Here is a 22,244-nt window from a genome sequence, read left to right on the forward strand (position 1 = left end):
ACACAGCAGATTATTGCAGCGAATCGACCGTTGCACGGTAGGCGTCTCGAAGGCCGGCGATACTCGGGCCGGAGCGCAAGATTGCACGGGAAGACGAGGCAAGGACAGCATCTTCGGCTCCGGCGAAAACCTCCCTGACCTGCGCCGGGCCAGCGCCCTGTGCACCCACTCCTGGAGCCAAAAAAGCGCCATTCAGCGACGCGAGATCGATGCCCAAACGCTTCACCGCATCGCCGACCGTGGCCCCGACGACGATGCCCGCGGGGCCGAGATGGTGTTGGTCACAATGACTGTTAAAGTCCGCCAGTTGGGACACGACACGGCCTGCGACGCTGGTTCCATCTTCGCCGCGGGCGTGCTGCACGGAGGCTCCCTCGGGGTTGGACGTGAGCGCCAAGACGAACACTCCCCTGCCGGTCTGTCGCGCCAACTCAAGGGCGGGGGTCAGCGATCCGACGCCGAGGTAGGGCGAGAGCGTGACCGCATCGCCGGCGAGCGGAGAAGAATCCGACAGGAATGCCTGCGCATAGCCGTCCATCGTCGAGCCGATGTCACCGCGCTTCGCATCCACAATGCACAGCGTGCCGACCTCGCGGCAGGCGGCGATAACCTCTTCGAGGACCGCGACACCGCGAGATCCGTGCCGCTCGAAGAAGGCGGCTTGGGGCTTAAATGCGGCGACGCGACCGCCGAGCGCCTCGATGACGCGAAGAGAGAACTCTCGCACACCGTTCGCGTTGTCGTCAAGTCCCCATTCCTGCAGCAGGCCCGCGTGAGGATCGATGCCCACGCACACGGGTCCATACGCGCGCATGGCGGCGTAGAGACGGTCGCCGAAGCAGGCGGCGGCACCAGGTTTGATTGCGGCAGTAGTCATCGTGTCTCCTCCGATCGAATCGAATCCCATTCCTGCAGGGAGCGCACAGAGTAGGCTCCGCGCATACGCACTTCGATGGCCTGGACCATCGCGTTAAATGCCTGGAGCGTGGTCACGGCCGGTCGATCCTGCGAGGCTGCGGCCGCGCGGATCTGGTAGCCGTCATTACGCGGGGCGCTGCGCTGAGGCGTGTTAACAACCATGTCGATCGAGCCGTCGTTAATGAGGTCGACGACCGTGGGCTCGCCGCCGTCGCCACGGCCCTCGGAGGACTTACGAACAGCCTGAGCCTCGATGCCATTGCGGCGCAGAACCGATGCCGTTCCGGAGGTTGCGAGGATGTTAAAGCCCATCTCGTGCATGCGTGCTGCCGGCAGCACGATAGCGCGCTTGTCCGTGTCCGCAATCGAAATGAAGACGGTACCCGACGTCGGCATGTCGGTCGATGCGCCGAGCTGGGACTTGGCGAATGCCGTCGGGAAGTCACGGTCGATGCCCATGACCTCGCCGGTCGAGCGCATCTCGGGACCGAGGACGGTGTCAACGATCTCGCCCTTATCCGTTCGGAAGCGCTTGAAGGGCAGAACAGCGGCCTTGACGGCAATCGAGCCACCGTCGTGGATCTCGCGGGCATCGTGGGTGGGCAGCAGGCCCTCCTCGCGCAGCGAGGCGATTGTCGCACCCACCTGAATGAGAGCAGCGGCCTTTGCGAGCTGCACGCCTGTCGCCTTCGACGCGAAGGGAACAGTACGCGAGGCACGCGGGTTCGCCTCGATAACGTAGAGGGTGTCGGAGAGCAGGGCGAACTGAATGTTGATCAGGCCGCGCACGCCGACGCCGCGCGCGATCGCCTCTGTGGAGGCCGTGATGCGTTCGAGTTCGCGCGCGGACAGGGTCATGGGCGGCAGCACGCAGGAGGAGTCACCCGAGTGGATGCCAGCCTCCTCGATGTGCTCCATGATCGCGCCCATGAAGAGTTCCTCGCCGTCGTACAGGGCGTCGACATCGATCTCAATGGCCGCGTCCAGGAAGCGGTCGATGAGGAGCGGACCGCGCGAGAACAGCAGCTCGGAGTCGTGGCTTGCGAGGTATTCGCGGAGCGCCGGCTCGTCGTTGATGATCGCCATGCCGCGTCCACCCAGCACGAAGGAGGGGCGAACGAGAACCGGATAGCCGACCTGCTGAGCCACGGCGATGACCTGCTCGGGCGTGTTCGCAGTGTCGTGCGCGGGAGCCGGGCACTGCGCGGCCTCGAGAACCTTGCCGAACTCCTCGCGGTCCTCGGCCAGGTCGATGGCGCGCGGGCTGGTGCCCAGGATCGGAACGCCGGCGCGCTCGAGATCTGCGGCGAGCGACAGTGGGGTCTGGCCGCCGAGCTGGACGATCATGCCCTTGACGGGGCCGGCCGCGCACTCGGCGCGGTAGATCTCCAGGACGTCTTCGAGCGTGAGGGGCTCGAAGTAGAGGCGGTCCGAGATGTCGTAGTCGGTCGACACCGTTTCGGGGTTGCAGTTGACCATGATGGTCTCGTAGTGCTCGCGCAGCGACATGGCCGCGTGCACGCACGAGTAGTCGAACTCGATACCCTGACCGATGCGGTTGGGACCAGCGCCCAGGATGATGACGGCCTCGCGCTCGCGCGGACGGACCTCGTTCTCCTGGTCGTAGGTCGAGTAGTGGTAGGGCGTGCGGGCCGCGAACTCGGCGGCGCAGGTGTCGACCGTCTTGAAGACGGGGTGGATGCCAAACGCGCCGCGCACCTCGCGCACCGTGTCCTCGGACAGGCCGCGCATCGCTGCGATCTGACGGTCGGAGAAGCCGTGGCGCTTCGCCTCGGCGAGGACGTCGCCCGTGAGCGCCTCGGCCTCGCGAATGCGGGTCGCGACCTCGTCGAGGAGGAACATCTGGTCGAGGAACCACGGGTCGATCTTCGTCGACTCGAAGAGCTCCTCAAGCGTCGCGCCACCACGGATCGCCTGCTGGACCTGGACGAGACGTCCCTCGGTGCCGACTGCGGCGGTCTCAACCAGGGCGCGGGTTTCTTCGGGGGTGGGTGCCTCTCCGTCCCAGTGGAACTGCACACCGCCCTTATCGATCGAGCGCAGGGCCTTCTGCAGTGCCTCCGTGTAGGAGCGACCGATCGCCATGGCCTCGCCCACGGCCTTCATCGAGGTGGTGAGGGTCGGGTCGGCGGCCGGGAACTTCTCGAAGGTGAAGCGTGGGACCTTAACGACCACGTAGTCGAGCGTCGGTTCGAACGAGGCCGGGGTCGAGCCCGTGATGTCGTTCGGGATCTCGTCGAGCGTGTAGCCGGTGGCAAGGCGCGCGGCGATCTTCGCGATCGGGAAGCCCGTCGCCTTCGAGGCCAGCGCGGACGAACGCGACACGCGAGGGTTCATCTCGATGACGATAATGCGGCCCGTCTCGGGGTGGATCGCGAACTGAATGTTACAGCCGCCCGTGTCCACGCCCACGGCACGAATGACGGCGATGCCGATGTCGCGCAGACGCTGCATCTCGCGGTCGGTGAGGGTCAGCGCCGGAGCGACCGTGATGGAATCGCCCGTGTGCACGCCGACCGGGTCGACGTTCTCGATCGAACACACGACGACGACGTTGTCCGCCTTGTCCCGCATGAGCTCGAGCTCGTATTCCTTCCAGCCGAGGATCGACTCCTCGAGAAGGACCTCGGTCGTGATCGAGGCGGCCAGGCCCTGGCCGGCGATGCGCTCGAGGTCTTCGGGGGTGTAAGCAAAACCGGAGCCGAGGCCGCCCATCGTGAAGGAGGGACGAACGACGAGGGGGTAGCCAAGCTCGGCGGCGGCCGCGTGGCACTCCTCCATCGTGTGGGCGATGAACGAGCGGGCGACCTCGGCGCCGGAGCGCTCGACGATCTCCTTGAACTCCTCGCGGTCCTCGCCCGCGCGGATCGCGTCGATGGATGCGCCGATCAGCTCGACGTTGAAACGCTCAAGAACGCCCATTTCGGAGAGCGCGACGGCCGTGTTCAGTGCCGTCTGACCGCCCAGCGTGGGCAGCAGCGCGTCGGGGCGCTCCTTCTCGATGATTGAGGCCACGACCTCCGGGGTGATCGGCTCGACATAGGTGGCGTCGGCGATGCCGGGGTCGGTCATGATGGTGGCCGGGTTGGAGTTAACGAGGATGACGCGCAGGCCCTCCTCCTTCAGCACGCGGCATGCCTGTGTGCCCGAGTAGTCGAACTCGCACGCCTGGCCGATGACGATGGGGCCCGATCCGATGACGAGGACGGACGACAGATCGTTCCTGCGGGGCATCAGTGGGTCTCCTTAGCGGCAGTCATCAGGGAAATAAAGCGATCGAAGAGCAGCTCGCCGTCGTGCGGGCCCGCAGCTGCCTCGGGGTGGTACTGAACGGAGAAGGCAGGAATGTCCAGGGCGCGCAGGCCCTCGACGACGCCGTCATTGAGGCCGACGTGCGAGACTTCGACGCGCCCGTAGCGGCCCGACTCGAAGGGAGCGACCGAAGGCTCCCCCACCGGTGCGTCCACGGCGAAGCCGTGGTTGTGAGCGGTGATCTCCACGCGGCCCGTGGCCACGTCCTGCACCGGCTGGTTGATGCCGCGGTGACCATAGTCCAGCTTGTAGGTGCCGTAGCCAAGCGCACGACCGAAGAGCTGGTGACCGAAACAAATACCGAAGTACGGAATACCCGCGTCGAGGACCGCGCGCAGCACTCCGATCTCGCGGTCGGCCGTCGACGGATCACCGGGGCCGTTGGAGAAGAAGACGCCGTCCGGCTTGAGCGCCTCGATGTCGGCGAAGGACGCGGTGGAGGGCACCACGTAGACGCGCGCGCCACGCGCGGCCAGGTGGTACGGCGTGCGCGACTTGATACCCAGGTCGACAGCGACGACGCGCGCGATGGGTTCCTTGCCCTCGAAGTCGCCGAGGGGCTCTACCACGTAGGTCTCGTCCGTCGATACCTCGGCGGCCAGCGCCTGGCCGCTCATTGCCGGCGACTCGGCGACGATACGCACGAGGGAGGCCACGGCCTCGTCCCCCAGGTACTGCGCGCCCACGGGCAGCGCGTCACCCGAGAAAATGCCGGCGCGCATCGCTCCGCGCTCGCGGATGTGGCGGGTGATCGCACGGGTGTCGACGTCCGCGATGCCGACGATGCCCTGAGAGATCAGCTCGTCCTCGAGCTCGCGGCGCGAGCGCCAGTTGGAGGCGCGGCGGGCCGCGTCGCGCACGACGAAGCCCGCGACCCAGATGCGCGAGGATTCGGGATCCTCGTCGTTGACACCGGTGTTGCCGATGTGCGGGGCCGTCATCACGACGATCTGGCGGTGGTACGACGGGTCGGTGAGCGTCTCCTGGTAGCCCGTCATGCCGGTCGAGAACACGATCTCGCCGAGCGTGCGGCCCTGCGCACCCCATGCGCGGCCCTTGAAAACGGTGCCGTCCTCCAGGACGAGCAGAGCGATATCGGACGTGGTCATCGGTCCTCCTTGGCAATCGGGGTGGCGTCGACGACCGTCGGGACGCCGTTGTAGATCGTGTAGCGCACCTGTCCGGGCAGTTCCATGCCGCGGAAGGGGCAGTTCGTGGAGCGTGTCCACTGCTTGGCGGGGTCAACCGTCACGCGCACCGTTGCATCCACGAGGGTGACGTGTGCGGGGGCACCGACGACCAGGCCCTGGCCCTGCGATTCCACGCGGCCGATCTGGGCGGGAACCGTCGACATCACGCGAGCAACGTCCGCCCAGTCCATGCGGCCCGTGTTCACCATCGTCTCAATGATGATCGGCAGCGCAGTCTCCAAGCCGGTCATGCCGAACGCGCCGGCCTGCCACTCGCAGTCCTTCATCTCCAGCGGGTGGGGCGCGTGATCGGTGCCGATGCAGTCGATCGTGCCGTCGGCGAGGCCTTCGCGCACCGCCTCGACGTCCTCAGCCCGGCGCAGCGGCGGGTTCACCTTGTAGAGCGGGTCGTAGGTGGCGGCCAGCTGCTCGGTGAGGAGCAGGTGGTGAGGCGTGGCCTCGGCCGTGATATCCACGCCCTGTGCCTTACCCCAGCGCACGAGGTCAACCGAACCTGCGGTCGACAGGTGACACACGTGCAGGCGCGAGCCGACGTGCTTGGCGAGCAGGATGTCGCGGGCGATGATCGCCTCTTCGGCGACGGCCGGCCAACCGGCCAGACCGAGCTCGCCGGACAGCGTCGACTCGTTCATCTGAGCGCCCTCGGTAAGGGCCGGATCCTGGCTGTGCTGGGCGATCACGCCGCCGAAGCCCTTGACGTATTCGAGGGCGCGGCGCATGAGGACGGGATCGGACACGCACTTGCCGTCGTCGGAGAAGACGCGAACCTTCGAGCGTGAACGGGCCATCGAACCGAGGGAGGCGAGCTGCTTACCTTCAAGGCCCTTGGTAACGGCACCGACAGGACGCACCTCGACCCAGTCGGCCTCCACGCCCAGGCGCAGCACCTGGTCGACGATGGCTGCCGTGTCCTGCGTGGGCGTCGTGTTGGCCATTGCGTGGACAGCGGTGTAGCCGCCAACTGCAGCCGCACGGGTGCCGGTGAAGACGGTCTCGGCGTCCTCCCCGCCGGGCTGGCGCAGGTGGGTGTGGATGTCGACGAGGCCGGGCAGGGCGATGAGGCCCTCAGCGTCGATGATGCGCGGGTCACGCAGGGCGTTGCGGGCGTCGGCGCCGATCGCGACGATGGTGCCACCGGACAGCGCAATGTCGGTGGGCTCGCCGCCGAGCAGCGAGGCGCCGGTGATCAGGATGTCACGGGTCTGTTCAGTCATTGCTGTGTCCTTCCGATGCGAGAAGCAGGTAGAGGGCGGCCATGCGGATGCACACACCGTTCGACACCTGCTCGACGATGACAGATTGGTCTGAGTCGGCTGCCTCGGCGCAGATTTCGAGGCCTCGGTTCATCGGGCCGGGATGCATGACGACGGCGTTGGGCGCCAGTGTGGCGAAGCGTGCCGGGGTGAGGCCGTACTCCGCGTGGTAGGCGCCGGGCGACGGGAAGAAACCACCGCCCGCGCTCGACATGCGCTCGCGCTGCACGCGCAGCATCATGACCGCATCGGGCTTGGCCGCCAGGGCCTCGTCAAAGTTGTAGGAGGTGTCGCAGTTCCAGGTCTCCACCCCGATCGGCAGGAGCGTCGGGGGTGCCACGAGGGTGACGCGGGCGCCCAGGAGCGTCAGGAGATCGACGTTGGAGCGCGCCACGCGCGAGTGGAGAACATCCCCGACGATGACGACGTGTGCGCCGTCGAGGCCGGAGCCGGGGGCGGGCGTTCCATCCTCGCCGAGCGACGGAGCGTAGTGGCGGCGCAGGGTCATCGCGTCGAGGAGCGCCTGCGTCGGATGCTGGTGGGTGCCGTCACCCGCGTTGAGGACCGGCAGATTCATCCAGCCGGCGTGCGCGAGACGGTGTGCGGCGCCCGACGAGGAGTGGCGCACGATGACCGCGTCCGCACCCATGGCCTCCAGTGTGAGCGCGGTGTCCTTGAGGGACTCACCCTTGGAGACCGAGGAGCCGCGGGACTGGAAGTTGATGACGTCGGCGCTCAGGCGCTTGGCGGCGGTCTCAAAGGAGATGCGGGTGCGCGTCGAATCCTCGAAAAAGAGGTTGACGACGGTCTTGCCCTGAAGCGTCGGAAGCTTCTTCACGCCGTGGCGCTGAGTGGCGGCCATCTGCTCCGCCGTGTCGAGGATCAGAATCGCCTCCTCGCGCGTCAAGTCACGGATCGAAATGAGATGGCTCAGGCTCATCGTTTACAGGCCTTTCCCCAGAAGGACGCCATCGCGCCCGTCTGTTTCGTCGAGCAGAATGGTGACGATTTCGTCGCGGGAGGTCGGCAGGTTCTTGCCGACGTAGTCCGGGCGAATCGGAAGCTCGCGGTGGCCACGGTCGACGAGGACTGCGAGCTGAACGGCCGCAGGGCGACCGATACGAGTAAGAGCATCGAGCGCAGCTTTAATCGTGCGCCCCGTGTAGAGCACGTCGTCAACGAGGACGACGGTCTTGCCGTTGATGCCGGTGCGTGGAACCAGCGTCTCTTTCGGAGCCCTCAGGGGCTGAGAGGCCAGGTCGTCGCGATACATCGTGGTGTCGATAATTGCGAGTTCCGCGTAGGTGCCGGAGACTTCCCGAATCCGATTGACGAGGCGGCGTGCCAACGTTGCGCCACGAGTGGGGATACCAGCGATCACCAATTTATCGCTGCCGCCGTTTCGTTCGACGATCTCATAGGCGATGCGCGTCAGGGAGCGTGCGACGTCGCCAACTCCCAATACTTCTTTGCCGCGCGATGCGCGATCTGCGTGCACTTCGGCCACGCTTACTCCTTCCCCGCCTCACGGGACGGTCATTAAAGGATCTGTCGTGCATCCATCCTACGCCCCTCGGCAGGAGCCGGTGTGACGCCTCCACGTGTGAAACACCACGTGGTGTTGCCAGAAGGCGATCGTGGCAAAGTCGTCGTGCAACATTGCGCGCGCGAAGAAAACAACGCGGTACCCCGGGGTGTGCATTGTTCCATACCTGGTAGGGGTATAAGTAGTACCCCTACCGGGTATCTCGGCCTCGTTAGTGATACGTAGGCCTGTTGGCGCTGCAATGAAAGGGGCAAACCCGGTAAAATTCAATGAGCGCCGATGGCGCCTCAGATACTTCACTATAGAAAGGCCACACATGACGATCGAACAGCTTCCCCACCCCGAGGTCCACGGTGGCGGCTGTGGCTGCGGTGAACACGATGTTGCCGTGCCGACCATTGATGCGACCGCCATCCCCCACCGTCTGCGTCACGCGGCTGTGCTCGGCGCTGCCCAGTCGATGAACGCCGGTGAGTCCTTCATCATTCGCGCTCCGCACCTGCCTCGTCCGCTGCTTGCTCAGATCGCACAGCTGCCCGGCGAGTGGACTTTTGAGGTCATCGTCGACGGCCCCGAATTCTGGGACGTGCGAACGACTCGCCTGTCTCTGTGACAAAGCCTCATGACATGGTGAAGGCCGACTCTCGCATGAGAGTCGGCCTTCCCCATCAATATGGAGCGAGCGCTCAGTACTCCTCGAGGAGTTCGTCGAGCTCGTCTTCGACGCTGCCGCCATCCAGCGGCTTGGCGCCAGCAGGCAGAGCGCGCGCGGGCGCTTCCTGTGCGGGCAGCTCATCGTCAGACGACGACTCGGCCTCATCGGAAACGTGCGCTTCCTCTTCGTCGGAGCTGCGACGCGACCACGCGGGGGACGCAAGATCCTTGCGGATCGCGTCGAGAACCGCGTTCACGAACGACGGCGACGTGTCGGTCGAGATCGAGCGAACAATCGAAATTGCCTCGTCGATGACGATGATCGGCGAGACCTCGTCGTTCTCGAGCATCTCCCACACCGCCACGCGCATCACCGCGAGGTCGACGGCGGCGATGCGATCCAGGCCGGGCACGCGGGCATGCGCAGAGATGAAGGAGTCGATGCGACGCAGGTTATCCGCCACTCCCCCGATGATCTGGATCGAGAACTCCGGGAGCGGAGTCTGCGCCGCGGTGATGACGCGGCGCTCGCGCAGGAGGTCGCGCAGAACGTCGGGATTGGATCCCATGCCGCGCTGGTCGGCCTCGTAAACGACGTCGGCCGCGCGCTTGCGGGCCTTGGTGCGCGAGGTGAAGCGGTGCTGCTTCGACATTACTCGGTCACGCGACCCGAGTACGAGCCGTCGCGGGTGTCAACCTTGACGCGGGTGCCTTCCTCCATGAAGAGGGGAACCTGGATCTCGTAGCCGGTCTCGAGCGTCGCGGGCTTGGTGCCGGCGGAAGAACGGTCGCCCTGCAGGCCGGGCTCCGTGTGCGTGATCGTCAGAACGACGGTGGCGGGCAGCTCGACGAACAGGACGGTGCCGTCGTGCTGGGAGACGATAACATTCTGGTTCTCGACCATGAAGTTGCGGGCGTCGCCCACGGTCTCGGCGGGAACATTGATCTGCTCGTAGGTGGACTGATCCATGAAGACGTAGTCGGTGCCGTCCTGGTACAGGTACGTCATGTCACGACGGTCGACGGTCGCGGTCTCGATCTTCAGGCCCGCGTTGAAGGTCTTGTCGACGGTCTTGCCGGACAGGACGTTCTTGATCTTGGTGCGCACGAAGGCCGGGCCCTTGCCGGGCTTCACGTGCTGGAATTCGACAACCTGCCAGAGCTGGCCGTCGATGACCATAACCAGGCCGTTCTTCAGATCATTGGTCGTTGCCACAGGGGTACCTCACTTGTGAAGGAATCAGTAATCAGGGGTCAGTTTACACGCGCGCGCGACCAAATCCGCGACTTCTTGCGGGGTGCGGGCACTCGTATCCACTGTTGTGTCGGCCACGGAGGCGTATACGTCGCGTGCTTGTTTCATCAGCTGGGTGAGCATAGCGCGGGGTGCACCCAGGCCGACCGAGCGCGGAGCGCCGAGGCCTTCTCGGCGTGATACCGCGGAAAGATCGGCGCTGAGCTCGATGATGACCGCGCCGTCTGCGCGCGCCCGATTGATTGACGAGGCAGTGGCTGGGTCGAGCGGCTGAGAGGCCCCAAGCGTGACAATGCCCTCGTCGATGCGCAGGAGACGCTCGGCTTCTTCGCGTGCTGTGGTGGCCAAGCGCGGATCGCGTCCGACAACGAGCGTGCGCATAGGTGCGCCCAGGCGTTCCTCGACAGCCTCGTCCACTTCGTAGAGTGGCAGTTGGTGGCGGCGGGAAAGCTCGCGTCCAACGGTAGTTTTGCCGGCTCCGGTCACTCCGATGAGCACGATGAGGCTCATGCGCGTATGCCAATCTGCGAGGCGGGGGCCTGCAGCTCCTGCGGATCGACGGAGACTGTCGCTGGGTGTGCGATGCCCTCAAGGAGGACGAAGCGCAGGATTCCGCGCCGTACCTTCTTGTCGGAGAGCATGATGTGGGTGAGCTCGTCGAGAGTGCTTCCCCCGTAGCGCGTCGGCAACCCGACACGTGAGAAAAGCTGGTCGTGGCGAGCAACATCGTCAGCGCTCAGCAGCCCCCGGGCTTGAGCCAGACGCGCCGCGAAGCAGCAGCCGACGGCCACCGCATCACCATGGCGCCAGGTGTAGTCGTTCGCGCGCTCGATGGCGTGCGCGAGCGTGTGTCCGTAGTTGAGGATTTCGCGTAGGCCACCCTCAGTCAGATCGGCCGACACGACGCGGGCCTTGACGGCGATAGCGCGGGTGGTGATCTCAGCGAGCTGCGGGCTGTTCGATCGCAGAAGCTCGCTCGGTTCCGTCTCCTCGACGATGCGCAGGATCTCCGGGTCCGCGATGAAACCGCACTTGATGACCTCGGCTGCACCAGCCGCCAGGTCGGGTGCGGGCAGGCTCTCAAGAAGATCCATATCGGCAACCACCGAGGTTGCCGGATAGAACGAACCGACGAGGTTCTTTCCGACGGATGTGTTGATTCCCGTCTTACCACCAACGGCTGCGTCGACCATAGCGAGCAGCGTCGTCGGAACATTGATGAGCGTGATGCCCCTCAGCCATGTGGCGGCGACGAAACCGGCCATGTCGGTCGTCGCGCCCCCGCCCATGGCGATGATCGCGTCTTTACGCCCGAGCTGAAGACGACCGCACTCGTCCCACAGGGAGGCGACGACCTCGATCGATTTGCCGGCCTCGGCATCGGGGTGGTCGGCAGTTGAGGCCTCAATCCCCTGTTCACGCAGGTACTGCGCCAGGGCTTCGGCACGGTGAGCGAGGGGACGCGCGTGAATGATGAGTGCCTTGGTCGCGGCCTCATCGAGCGCCTCACGAATCGGCTCGAAGCCGAGCCCGTGTCCGACGGTAATAGTTGAAGGGTGTTCTCCGGTGACGCGGATAATCGTGCTCATGCGTGCTCCAATTGCTGGGCGATGGCGGTGACGACGTCGTCGACGGGACCGGGCCCCGACTCGACGACGATGGTGGCGACGGATCGGTAGTGAGGCTCGCGCTCGGTGCGCAGGCGCGCGAGGGTCCCGGACGGATCCTGGGCCAGCAACGGCCGATGCGTCTTCGAGGCCGTGCGACGAACGAGCTCATCATGGGGCGCGTCAATGTAGACGACGGTGCGCCCGGACAGAAGGTTCCGAACGGCGGGAGTTGCTGCAGCTCCCCCACCCAACGAGACGACGGCCTCGTGCGTGAGGGCCTCGGCGACCGCTTTGGTCTCCATCACGCGGAAAGCTGCTTCTCCGTCGGTGGCGAAAATATCAGCGATCGGACGGCCTTCGCGCTCAACGACGAGGGCGTCTGTATCGATGTGGTCAACGCCCAACCGCTCGGCAAGCAAGCGCCCAACCTTGGACTTGCCCGCACCGGGCAAACCCACGAGGACGACGGGGCCCTGAGCACTCATGCGCGCTCCCCCACCACCGCGAGATACGCCTCGAGATTCCTGCGCATCTCACCAACCGATCGGCCACCCGCGTGATCAGACAGAGCGTCCGCGAGCACGAGGGCCACCTCGGCCTCGGCGATGACGGCGCCGGGCACGACCTGGCAGGTGTCGGAGCGCTGGTGCAGGCCCACGGCTTCCTCACCCGTTGCAAGGTCGACGCTGCGCAGCGCGTGCGGAACCGTCGAGATCGGCTTAAATGCAGCGCGCGCGACGATCGGCGCGCCGTTGGACGTCCCCCCTTCGATGCCTCCGGCGTGGTTGGAGGTGCGGGTCAGGTGGCCATCCTCGCCCCGCACGATCTCGTCGTGAGCCGCGGAGCCGAGCAGAGCGGCCTGCGCGAAACCATCCCCGATCTCAACGCCCTTGACGGACTGAATCGACATGAGTGCGGCGGCCAGCCGCGCGTCGAGGCGCTCGCGCGCGGTCACGTGAGTACCCAAGCCGATGGGAACGTCGTACGCAATCACTTCGGCGACGCCGCCGATCGTGTCGCCCGCCTGCTTGGCAGCGTCGACGGCTGCCTCGAAGCGGGCGTTATCCTCCGGATCGAGTGTGCGCATCGAGGCCTCGGACAGCGCCACCTCGTCCGCGGGAGTAGGCGTCAACGAGGCCACAGTGCGCTGGGCCCCGACGGAGACGACGTGGGACACGAGACGAACGCCGGCAACCTGCTCCAGGAGAGCTTCGGCGAGCACACCGAGCGCGACGCGCGCGGCAGTCTCACGTGCGCTCGCGCGCTCAAGGACGGGGCGAGCCTCGGGCAGGTCGTAGGACAGCATGCCGGCCAGATCCGCGTGACCGGGACGGGGCCTTGTCAGCGGTCGATTTCGTGCGATTTCGCGTTCGTCGCCCGTTCCAGCATCGATGAGCAGAGCGGAAGGATCGACGGGATCCGCACTCATGACCGTTTCCCACTTGGGCCATTCGGAATTACCGATACGAATCGCGACCGGCGCTCCCGTGGTCACCCCGTGACGGACGCCAGCGAGAATCGAAACCTCGTCGGCCTCGAACTTCTGGCGCGCGCCACGGCCATACCCGAGGCGGCGGCGCGCGAGGCCACGGCGCAGGTCCTCCGTCGTCACATGCAAGCCGGAGGGAAGCCCCTCAATCGTGGCGATCAGTGCGGGTCCGTGCGATTCTCCGGCGGTCATCCATCTCAGCATGCTTCCCAGTGTCCCACACGCCGCAATGCACACGCCCGTCGGCTCTCACGGGGTGAACGATCAGGACTGCGAAGCGTTATCCCCCGTCGGAGCGCTGCCCGGTTCGGTGCCGAGAATATCGATAACGACGCAGAGCGTGTCATCGCCAGCCGCGAGATCCGGCGGAATCGTGATCGCCAGGCGTGATCCAACCTTCTGATCGACGAGTGCGTTCGCAAGGCCCTTCATCGCCGTGTTGAGGTTGACGACGGCGGGCACGCCCGTCTCCCAGGTGGACACACGAACGACGCCATCTGTCCAACCGACAACGGTAAATTGTGCGACGACACGGTCACCCTCGTGGACCTGGACGCCGTCACCCTTGATCAGAGCCTGGGTTGTGACGCCGCCGGGCAGCGTTGAGATATGGCTAATGAGCGGCCCTTCCGGGCTCATCTCGACGCTCATGGGACCGACGGTGGCATCGACCGACGTACCTGTGGCGATTGAAGGCAGAATGTCGACGACATCTATCTCCATCGCATTGGGCGAGCCATCACCCATCGTAATGGTGCGGAACGCGAGGATTCGCGATCCCTCGCGCTTGCCGGTGACCAGCATGGCAAGGTCCGAATTGATCTCATCAGAGCCGACGATGCCGAGGCTCATCTGAGGACGGCCGGACTCGGAGAGCATGCGTCCGCTGCTAGCATCGAACGCCGTGATGGCGACGAGGACGGGAGAGCCTTCGGTGATCTCTCGCCCGCTACCCTCTTCGATGACGCGAGCCTTGAAACCGTCGATCTCCACTGGTGCCTTAATGTCGATCGTGGGGGTAGCCCCCACACGACCAGACACGGCGACACGGTCAAAGAGCGGAAGCGTCGTCGACTGTGCCGCAGCCTCGGGAGTCAGAGCTGCTTCGTCGGTCGGCGCAGGCTTCAATGCCCACCACGTGAGGCCACCACCAACGAGGAGTAGGACGAGAGCCAGGGCGATGCGCAGGAACAGACCGCCGCGAGAGGACCCCCGCGAGCGTGACGCCCTCGCAGCGGCGCGCTGCGACGACCCCTTCACGCGACGCGTGCTGGGCGAATCGGAGGACGAGGACTCGGTGCTCATGCGGGAATCGTAGGAGACGACGCGTCGATCTGCGCGATGAGGGCATCAACCCGCGGGTCGCTGGTGGCCAACGGATCCTGCAGGGACAGCGGAATTGTCTGCGATTCGTCGAGACGCACGTGGACCCAGTCGACGCTCAGATCGGCACGCGCATCCTCAGCGGCAGCGATAATGCGTCCACGCAAGCTCGCGCGGGTTGTCGCCGGTGCGTGAGTTTGCGCCCGGCGAACACCTTCGACGCTCGTCAGGCGTCGCATGAGGCCGGCGTTTTCCATCCGCTCGCGCAGGCCATCCGCCGTGATCTCCGAGTACGACAACTCGAGTCGAGCCACGCGAGGATCGGCCAGGGTCGCTCCGCTGCGTGCGCAATAGGACGTGAGCAGCTTGCGCTTGATGGCGATGTCGAGCTCCGTGTCCACACCACTCCAGTCACCGCTGGAAATCGCATCCACTCCCCTGCCCCACAGATCGACGACGTAGGCGCGCATGGGGTCAAGGTCAGCGACGGGAATCCGCGTGAGCACGCGCTCGCGGATCTCGCGCTGCATGGCCACGGCGGTCGTCATCCGTCCGTTTGCTAGTTCAATGGTGGCCGATCCTGTCAGGTCTGCGTTGATCTCCCGGATGGCACGCATAGGATCGGCAAGGGCCAGGTCTTCAATCTGAAGTCCATCCTCGATCGCGTGGATGAGGAGCTCCGTCATGCCGACCTTCAAGACGGTGGTGGGTTCGGCGACGTTCGTGTCGCCGACGATCACGTGCATGCGGCGATATGCACCGGAGTCAGCCAGTGCCTCGTCGCGGGTGTTGATGATGGGGCGCGAGCGTGTCGTCGCGGACGAGACGGCATCCCACATCTGATCGGCGCGCTGGGAGAACTGTAGACGTGGAGCAGCCGCAGCGGTGTTGATCCAGCCGTTGCCCACCAGGATCTGACGGGTCACGAAGAACGCGACGAGGGCGTCTGCGACATGGCGAAAGTCGCGGCGTCGGTGCAGGAGATAGTTTTCGTGGCAGCCGTAGGAGTTGCCCTGCGAATCCAGGTTGTTACGGAAGAGATGCAGACGCAGATCCGTGCCGAGCTCTGACAAGGCCTCGTCGGCCTGGGTTGCCAGGTCGGCGAGCATGTTCGAACCCGCTCGATCCTGCTCGAGCATGTCTTCCAGACGATCACACTCAGCGGTCGCGTACTCGGGGTGCGCGCCCACATCAAGATACAGGCGGCCACCGTTACGCAGGAAGAGATTCGACGAACGTCCCTGGTGCAGGAGCGGCTCGAAGAGCTGACGCGCAGCGTGCTCGGCATCCATCGGCTTGGCACCGCTGGGGGACGCGGCCGTCAGCCCGTACTCCGTCTCGATGCCGAAAACTCGACGCCTCACGTCACTGGCCACCCTTCTGCACGAATCCCTGCACGAAAGCTTCGGCGTTGGTCTCGAGGACAGAGTCGATCTCGTCCAGGAGAGAATCGATCGACGAGGTACGCGCCTGAACCTGCCCCGCGGTCTCGGTGACGTCGTCTTCGGGGGTGGGACCTCCGGCAAAAATCTGATTCGACATAGTTCTTCCTACTTTCTTTCTGCGTTCATCGGGTCGATGTGTCGCGTGCGTCGGCGATCGGGAAACGGATGAGATCCCCTTCGCCGGGATCAAAGACGAGGGATGACCACGAGGCCTTCACGAGGTCGGGGCGGCTAGCGACCGCCCAGCCGCGCACATGGGCACGCGTGTTAGTTGGAGCAACGTCGGCTGCGCGCTCCACTTCCTCATCGGAGACGAGGCGCGTCACCATACCCGCTGCGGCGAGGCGGTAGACGAGGCCGTGGCTGGGACGCAAGTCTGCCCACTGCAGGTCGATGGCGGCCAGACGCGGGTCGTTCCACTCGAGTCCGGCGCGTTCCTTCTGGCGCTTGATGAGCTGGTACTTGCCCACCCACTCGACGTCACTCGCAACCGAGAAGAGGTCGGCGCGCATGCGGTCGAGGACGGATTGCCACAGGGTGAGAATCTCCTGATCCGCTGCTGTGGGCGTCGTTCCCGTCTCCTCGAAGGTATCCACAACGAGGTCGAGGTAGATCTGCTGAAGCTCGGCCGCCGTGTACGCGCCCCCAGCAGTGGTCACTTTGTAGTCGAGGTCCGGGTGATGGGAGACATTCCAGTTCTCCTGAACCGGATCGTCCATCACCAGTGAATCCCAGCGCAGGTCGGTGCCCTGCTCGATCGCCCACAGAACGAGCGACGTTGTACCGAAACGCAGGAAGGCGGATACGTCGAACATGTTGCCGTCGCCGCCGATCACGTGCAAGCGGCGGAACTGTGCTGGATTCGCATGCGGCTCGTCGCGGGTGTTGATGATCGGGCGGTTGAACGTTGTCTCCAGTCCGACCTCGTTTTCGACAAAGTCTGCGCGCTGCGACATCTGGAAGCCGGGAACTTCGCTCTTTTGGCCAAGACCGACACGGCCAGCGCCGCAGATGACCGGGCGGGTCACCATGAAGGGCGTGAGGCCACGGACGATAGCGTCGAGATCGGTGATACGCGGCATCTGATAGTTCTCGTGTGTGCCGTAGGCCGCGCCCTTACCGTCGGTGTTGTTCTTGACGAGAACGATGGGTTCTTCGCCCTGCTCCTCAAGACGCGCCATGACGCGCTGAGCGATGACTTCACCCGCGCGATCCCACACAAGCGCATCGCGTGCTCCGAGCGTTTCTGGTGCGGAATACTCGGGATGAGCGTGATCAACGTACAGGCGTGCGCCGTTCGTCAAAACCGCTGTCGTCGCCGCCGGAAGTGCGAGCTCCTCGGCGGTGGGGCGAGCGACCCGCTCGGATCCGCCCGAGGGTGCAAGATGGTAGGGGTCATCGGTGAGCAGCGACGGGTCCGCTGCGGCGCGGGACATACGCATGCCACGCAGATCGTTGAGGGGGTCCTCCCCCGTGTAATCCCAGCGCACGACACCGGCGCCCTCGGCGGGTGTGCCGAGGCGGCTGATGTCGCCGTAGGTGGTCACGACCTTCGTCGATAGAGCGATGGGATTCGCCCATGCATCGCCGGGACGATAGACACCGTATTCGGTCTCGGTACCGATAATGCGTTCGCTGCTCATTTCACCGTTCCAATCGGCTTTACGCTAACAATCTCGGGAGCCAGGCCGCTGGTGCGCGCCCAGTCTTCGGGCGACGAGGTGGCCGCGAGCTCCAGCGACTCGTTCATTTCCTCATGGACACCGCGCAGCAGGTGCTCCATGCTCAAACCCGACGACACGCCCGTCAGAGCATCCTTGATCGCGTACTTCTTGGCGCGCTCGACAATGCCTGCGATCAGAGCGCCGGAGACAAGGTCGGAGAGGTAGATCCGCTTGTGGTCGCCGTTCACGAGGGTCGCAAGGAACAGCGCCGTCGTCTCGTTGCGGGCGTAGAGCGCGTCGACCGCGCGTACGCTCATCCCAGCCACGGCCTCGTCAATACCGCCGAAACGCTCGATTTCCGACGCGTGAATCGGCACCTGCGGGGTGAGGTACTTCGAGAAGATATCGAGGGCACCTGCGCGGTCAGGACGATCGACACGGATGCGCACGTCGAGGCGCCCTGGGCGCAACACGGCCGGGTCGATCATGTCCGCGCGGTTGGAGGCGCCGATAATCACGACGTTGTCGAGGGATTCGACGCCGTCCATCTCGGCGAGCAGCTGCGGAACAATCATCGTTTCGACGTCTGAGGACACGCCCGTACCACGCGTGCGGAACAGGGCTTCCATCTCATCGAAGAAAATGACGACGGGAGTGTCACCGGCTGCCAGTGTGCGCGCACGAGCGAAGATCGCGCGGATCTGACGCTCGGTCTCACCGACGAACTTGTTGAGCAGTTCGGGTCCCTTGATGGACAGGAAGAACGTCGATGCTCCCCCGCGTTTGGACAGCGAGTTCGCGACGGCCTTTGCGATGAGGGTCTTGCCCGAGCCGGGAGGCCCGTACAGGAGAATGCCTTTGGGGGGACGCAGACCAAACTGACGGTAGAGCTCCGGATGATTGAAGGGCATCTCGATCGAGTCGCGCACCTGTGCGATCTGTTCGTCGAGGCCGCCAATGTCCTCGTAGGTAACGTCGGGAACCTCGGGGGTGAGGAGCTGCTCGACGTCCTCCCGCACGATTCGCTCGAATGCGATACCAGCGCGCGCATCCACGACGAGAGAATCGCCGGGACGCAGGTTACCGTGACGCAGCGGACCGGCAAGCTCCAGCAGGGTCTCAGCACCGCCTTCCGTCGCAACGAGCACACGGTCGGTACCGACCAGCTCCAAGACGGACACGACCTGTCCGCTGCGCGGAAAATCATCGCCAGCGACGGCGATCGACGTGTCGTCGAGGCGGACCCACTGTCCATAGGACAGGTCTGTCACATCAAGCTTGGGAGAGACCGCGACGCGCATGCGCTTGCCGCCCGATACGACCTCAATCTGACGCGCGGTGGGGAATGCCCGCACGAACGTTGCGAGAGTCTGCGGCGGACGTGAGACGTCCGCGAGCTCGCCCTGCAGACGAATGAGCTCGGTACGAGCCGTCGTCAAAGCGCTGGTTAGACGGCCGTTCTTTTCTTCGAGCGAGACCAGGCGCCGTTCGAGAGCCGCGCGATCATTAGTCTCATTCATCGGTCTGCGCCTCGCGTCCTTCCGACGCCCAGGTATCTGCCTGGGCAACGACGTCGCGGCGCACCTTGCGCACCTTCTTCTCGGAGTTCACGCGCTGACCGACCTTTTCGAGGGACCATTCCTGCTCATCATCCCACGCACCGCCTTGGCCTTCCGCAGCCTTCGCCGGACGCGTCGAACGTTCCTGGGGCGTGACGCCGGGTGCGAGGAGACGAGTGATGACGAGGAATCCGGTGTGAGCGACCATCCGGTGCTCGGGGCGCACGGCGAGACCGTCGAGGTGCCATTCGCGGCGCATATCCTCCCACGCGATGGGATCAGTGAAGCGCTCGGAGGCACGCAGGTCCTCAACGAGGCGCGACATCTGCGTGACGGTGGCGACGTAGCAGACAAGGACGCCGCCGGGGATGAGTGCGTGCGTGACCGCCTCGATGTTCTCCCAGGGAGCCAGCATGTCCAGCACGATGCGATCAACGCTGCCTACCTCGGCAGACCACAGCACCTCGTCGACGTCGCCGACACGCAGATCCCACGCGGGATGACGGCGACCAAACCACAGGTCGACGTTGGCTGCGGCAATGTCGGCAAAATCCTGGCGACGTTCGACGGAGATGAGACGGCCCTGCGGGCCAACCGCATCGAGGAGCGCCATGGACAGGGCACCCGAGCCAGCACCTGCCTCGACGACAGTTGCGCCGGGGAAGATGTCACCCATGTGGGTGATAACGCCGGCATCCTTCGGATAGACGACCGCGGCGCCACGGGGCATCGACATGACGTAGTCGACCTGGAGCGGACGCAGGATCTGGAACTGGCGGCCTTCTTCCGTGACGATCACCTGGCCGTCGGGACGCCCAATGACGTCGTTATGGTTAAATCCGCCGCGGTTGGACTGGAACCGACCGCCGCTGACGAGAATCACTTGGTGAAAGCGTCCCTTGGGGTCGCGGACCTGAACGCGGTCGCCCTCAGAAAGGAGGCCTCGGCGGGTGGGCTGGCCAAAATCGGCGGCCGACATCGAAGTATTACGCTGAATAGACATTACGTAAAGGATACCGCTTGCTCCCAGCTGCGCCCATGGCAGGACACAGATGAGGGCTGTAGGGGTTAGCGTGGTATTCATGACAGAGCTGATCGTCCCCTCGCCTGACGCCCGCACGTGGGAACCCGCGCTATCCGCGTCGCGTGCCAAAGAATACGAGCGTTGCCCGCTCCAGTACCGTCTTCATGTCCTCGACGGCTACCGGGAGCCGGAGACCCGCGCGAAAGCTCTGGGGACAGTCGTGCACGCGGTTCTGGAGGAGCTGTTCGCCCTCGAGCCGCAGGAGCGCACCCGCGAGAATGCGCGCGCGCAGGTGACGCCGCAGTATGAGGCGTTGGCGACAAAGAATCCAGAGGTCTCGCGCCTGTTCTCCGACGAAACAGACCTGCAGGCGTGGCTTGACGATGCGCGATCACTCATCGATGGATACTTCGCAATCGAGGCACCCCAGTGGATTGCACCGGCGGCGCGTGAGCAGCGGGTGACGACAACGACCGAGCGCGGGGTGCGGCTGCTGGGCTTCATCGACCGCGTCGATCAGGCACCCGACGGCCGTCTGCGCGTCGTGGACTATAAGACTGGGAAGGCACCCGGTCCACGCTATGTCGGCGAGGCGCTCTATCAAATGCGTTTCTACGCTCTGCTGCTTGCGCGCACACAGGTATTACCCTCACGCATGCAGTTGGTCTACTTGCGAGCTGGGCAAGTGATCACGCTGGACCCGACGGCCGAAGAAATCCATGATTTTGAGCGCCAGATCGATCAGCTGTGGGATCGTATTGAACGCGATATTGAGCAGGATTCGTTTGCGCCGCGCAAAAATCCGCTGTGCAACTGGTGCGGCGTACGTTCGCTGTGCCCGGTATTCGGTGGGACCACTCCGCCGATGCCGCCGCAACACGCGCAGTGGCTGGCGCGCACTCGGCTAGGCTAGAAGCATGGAACTGAAGCAATGTGGACATAGCGGGCTGTACGTGTCCGCGCTCGGATTGGGCACCCTGACGTGGGGGCGCGATACCGATGGGCCCGAAGCCCACGACATGCTCAAGACTTTCGTCGATGCTGGCGGAAACCTGGTCGAGTGCTCGCCCGCTCACGGTGACGGAATTGCCGTTGACGTCCTCTCAGATGCTCTGTCGACTGTTGGTCGCCACCGCGTCGCTGTCGCGTGGCGAGGCGCAGTGCGGCGCGCCGGGGAAGGTGCGTGGGTGAGCGCCGCGGGCCGTGGAGATCTTCTGCGGAGCCTTGATGACGCGCTCGCCCGGCTCGACACGGATTACGTCGATATGTGGCTCGTCGAGCCGCGTCCGGAAGTCCCACTCGAGGAGACGCTCGAGGCGGCGACGCTGGCTTACCGCACCGGCCGTGCTCGTTACGTGGGATTATCGCGCGCATCCGAATGGGAACTCGCCGAGGCCGTGACGCGCGGTGTATTGGGCGCCTCCGCTCCCATCTCGGTCGTTGAGGTAGCGTTCTCACTGGCGAATACCTCCGCGGCGCAGACAGTTGCAGAGCTGTCGAACAGAGGCGTCGGCGTCATCGCTGCTTCGGCTCTGGCGGGAGGCGCGCTGACCGGCAAATATCGTCACACCACTCCAGCGGATTCGCGTGCAGCATCACCGCATTTGCGTCACATGGTCGAACCCTATCTGGGGGGACAGGCACGCACCGTTATCGAGGCGGCATCGCGCGCGGGTGCAGGTCTGGAGCGCTCGACCGGCGACGTTGCGTTGGCGTGGGTACGCGACTTCCCCGGCGTGAGTGCCGCGCTCGTTGGGCCTCGTACCTGCCGACAGTTGGAAGCTCTCCTTGATTATTCAGATCCGTTGCCGGAGCCAATCCGCCAGGTGCTGACGGAGGTCGCCGTGCTGTAGCCGGATCCCCTGCAAAGAGCCTGGCCATCACAGATCCTTGGGGATGCGATGACTGGTGCAGTCGCTCGATCTGGAGGGTCGGCATAGGGGTGGGCCCGAACCAACTG

Annotated in this window: 21 protein-coding genes; 3 read left to right on the forward strand and 18 right to left on the reverse strand. The window is 65.0% G+C overall.

The genetic code is table 11. The features are described 5' to 3' along the window. Positions 1-10 precede the first annotated feature (10 nt). From pyrF to pyrR, 6 genes are read right to left on the reverse strand one after another with little or no spacing between them, the layout of a single operon-like run. Positions 11-877: an orotidine-5'-phosphate decarboxylase gene (gene pyrF, locus HMPREF1137_RS04200; protein WP_007589276.1), complete on the reverse strand. Its 867-nt coding sequence runs from the start codon at positions 875-877 to the stop codon at positions 11-13. After that, the gene (carB, locus tag HMPREF1137_RS04205) at positions 874-4,173 is read right to left on the reverse strand and encodes a carbamoyl-phosphate synthase large subunit (protein WP_007589314.1); all 3,300 of its coding nucleotides are present in this window, start codon (positions 4,171-4,173) and stop codon (positions 874-876) included. The genes pyrF and carB overlap by 4 nt, the downstream gene beginning before the upstream one ends. Next, positions 4,173-5,360 (reverse strand): glutamine-hydrolyzing carbamoyl-phosphate synthase small subunit, encoded by a 1,188-nt coding sequence (carA, locus tag HMPREF1137_RS04210; RefSeq protein WP_007589201.1) that lies wholly within the window; start codon positions 5,358-5,360, stop codon positions 4,173-4,175. The genes carB and carA overlap by 1 nt, the downstream gene beginning before the upstream one ends. After that, the gene (locus tag HMPREF1137_RS04215) at positions 5,357-6,676 is read right to left on the reverse strand and encodes a dihydroorotase (protein WP_007589312.1); all 1,320 of its coding nucleotides are present in this window, start codon (positions 6,674-6,676) and stop codon (positions 5,357-5,359) included. Before HMPREF1137_RS04215 ends, carA begins: the two co-directional genes overlap by 4 nt. Next, on the reverse strand, positions 6,669-7,655 hold the full coding sequence (locus tag HMPREF1137_RS04220; protein WP_007589266.1) for an aspartate carbamoyltransferase catalytic subunit: 987 nt from the start codon (positions 7,653-7,655) through the stop codon (positions 6,669-6,671). Before HMPREF1137_RS04220 ends, HMPREF1137_RS04215 begins: the two co-directional genes overlap by 8 nt. A 3-nt stretch (positions 7,656-7,658) precedes the next feature. Further along, positions 7,659-8,222, reverse strand: coding sequence for a bifunctional pyr operon transcriptional regulator/uracil phosphoribosyltransferase PyrR (gene pyrR / locus HMPREF1137_RS04225; RefSeq protein WP_007589272.1), 564 nt, complete (start codon positions 8,220-8,222; stop codon positions 7,659-7,661). Between the two features lie 355 nt (positions 8,223-8,577). Between pyrR and HMPREF1137_RS04230 the strand changes: the two genes are divergently transcribed. After that, the gene (locus HMPREF1137_RS04230) at positions 8,578-8,874 is read left to right on the forward strand and encodes a DUF2249 domain-containing protein (protein ID WP_007589217.1); all 297 of its coding nucleotides are present in this window, start codon (positions 8,578-8,580) and stop codon (positions 8,872-8,874) included. A 73-nt stretch (positions 8,875-8,947) separates the two neighbouring features. Here HMPREF1137_RS04230 and nusB read toward each other — a convergent pair whose 3' ends face one another. Genes nusB through HMPREF1137_RS04290 form a run of 12 tightly spaced genes read right to left on the reverse strand, consistent with a single transcriptional unit; the run spans position 8,948 to position 20,263 of the window. Then, the gene (nusB, locus tag HMPREF1137_RS04235; protein WP_007589299.1) at positions 8,948-9,568 is read right to left on the reverse strand and encodes a transcription antitermination factor NusB; all 621 of its coding nucleotides are present in this window, start codon (positions 9,566-9,568) and stop codon (positions 8,948-8,950) included. After that, positions 9,568-10,131 carry an elongation factor P gene (efp, locus tag HMPREF1137_RS04240; protein ID WP_007589238.1) on the reverse strand — a complete coding sequence of 188 codons (564 nt, stop codon included), beginning with the start codon at positions 10,129-10,131 and terminating at the stop codon, positions 9,568-9,570. The genes nusB and efp overlap by 1 nt, the downstream gene beginning before the upstream one ends. Positions 10,132-10,155: 24 nt before the next feature. Continuing rightward, the gene (locus tag HMPREF1137_RS04245; RefSeq protein WP_034496787.1) at positions 10,156-10,680 is read right to left on the reverse strand and encodes a shikimate kinase; all 525 of its coding nucleotides are present in this window, start codon (positions 10,678-10,680) and stop codon (positions 10,156-10,158) included. Next, a complete protein-coding gene (aroB, locus tag HMPREF1137_RS04250) occupies positions 10,677-11,759 on the reverse strand; it encodes a 3-dehydroquinate synthase (protein WP_007589230.1) in 1,083 nt (360 codons plus the stop codon). The genes HMPREF1137_RS04245 and aroB overlap by 4 nt, the downstream gene beginning before the upstream one ends. Then, positions 11,756-12,265: a shikimate kinase gene (locus HMPREF1137_RS04255; protein WP_007589202.1), complete on the reverse strand. Its 510-nt coding sequence runs from the start codon at positions 12,263-12,265 to the stop codon at positions 11,756-11,758. Before HMPREF1137_RS04255 ends, aroB begins: the two co-directional genes overlap by 4 nt. Next, positions 12,262-13,473: a chorismate synthase gene (gene aroC, locus HMPREF1137_RS04260; RefSeq protein ID WP_007589302.1), complete on the reverse strand. Its 1,212-nt coding sequence runs from the start codon at positions 13,471-13,473 to the stop codon at positions 12,262-12,264. The genes HMPREF1137_RS04255 and aroC overlap by 4 nt, the downstream gene beginning before the upstream one ends. A 60-nt stretch (positions 13,474-13,533) precedes the next feature. After that, a complete protein-coding gene (locus HMPREF1137_RS04265; RefSeq protein WP_007589257.1) occupies positions 13,534-14,574 on the reverse strand; it encodes an FKBP-type peptidyl-prolyl cis-trans isomerase in 1,041 nt (346 codons plus the stop codon). Then, positions 14,571-15,956: a Pup--protein ligase gene (gene pafA / locus HMPREF1137_RS04270; RefSeq protein ID WP_007589270.1), complete on the reverse strand. Its 1,386-nt coding sequence runs from the start codon at positions 15,954-15,956 to the stop codon at positions 14,571-14,573. Before pafA ends, HMPREF1137_RS04265 begins: the two co-directional genes overlap by 4 nt. Before the next feature lies 1 nt (position 15,957). After that, positions 15,958-16,134, reverse strand: a complete 177-nt coding sequence (locus HMPREF1137_RS04275) for a ubiquitin-like protein Pup (RefSeq protein WP_007589199.1) — start codon at positions 16,132-16,134, stop codon at positions 15,958-15,960. Positions 16,135-16,159: 25 nt separating this feature from the next. Then, positions 16,160-17,680, reverse strand: a complete 1,521-nt coding sequence (gene dop / locus HMPREF1137_RS04280) for a depupylase/deamidase Dop (protein ID WP_007589287.1) — start codon at positions 17,678-17,680, stop codon at positions 16,160-16,162. Beyond that, positions 17,677-19,221: a proteasome ATPase gene (arc, locus tag HMPREF1137_RS04285; RefSeq protein WP_007589220.1), complete on the reverse strand. Its 1,545-nt coding sequence runs from the start codon at positions 19,219-19,221 to the stop codon at positions 17,677-17,679. The genes dop and arc overlap by 4 nt, the downstream gene beginning before the upstream one ends. Continuing rightward, positions 19,214-20,263, reverse strand: coding sequence for a tRNA (adenine-N1)-methyltransferase (locus tag HMPREF1137_RS04290; RefSeq protein WP_034496789.1), 1,050 nt, complete (start codon positions 20,261-20,263; stop codon positions 19,214-19,216). The genes arc and HMPREF1137_RS04290 overlap by 8 nt, the downstream gene beginning before the upstream one ends. A gap of 79 nt (positions 20,264-20,342) precedes the next feature. On the opposite strand from HMPREF1137_RS04290, the gene HMPREF1137_RS04295 reads away from it, so the two are divergent. Together HMPREF1137_RS04295 and HMPREF1137_RS04300 are read left to right on the forward strand one after the other, a co-directional pair. Continuing rightward, positions 20,343-21,197: a RecB family exonuclease gene (locus tag HMPREF1137_RS04295; protein WP_007589274.1), complete on the forward strand. Its 855-nt coding sequence runs from the start codon at positions 20,343-20,345 to the stop codon at positions 21,195-21,197. A 4-nt stretch (positions 21,198-21,201) separates the two neighbouring features. Then, positions 21,202-22,137, forward strand: coding sequence for an aldo/keto reductase (locus HMPREF1137_RS04300; protein ID WP_007589251.1), 936 nt, complete (start codon positions 21,202-21,204; stop codon positions 22,135-22,137). Positions 22,138-22,244 lie beyond the last annotated feature (107 nt).

Origin of the sequence: Actinomyces sp. ICM39 (genome assembly GCF_000282935.1) — a bacterium.
GTDB lineage: Bacteria > Actinomycetota > Actinomycetes > Actinomycetales > Actinomycetaceae > Pauljensenia > Pauljensenia odontolytica_B.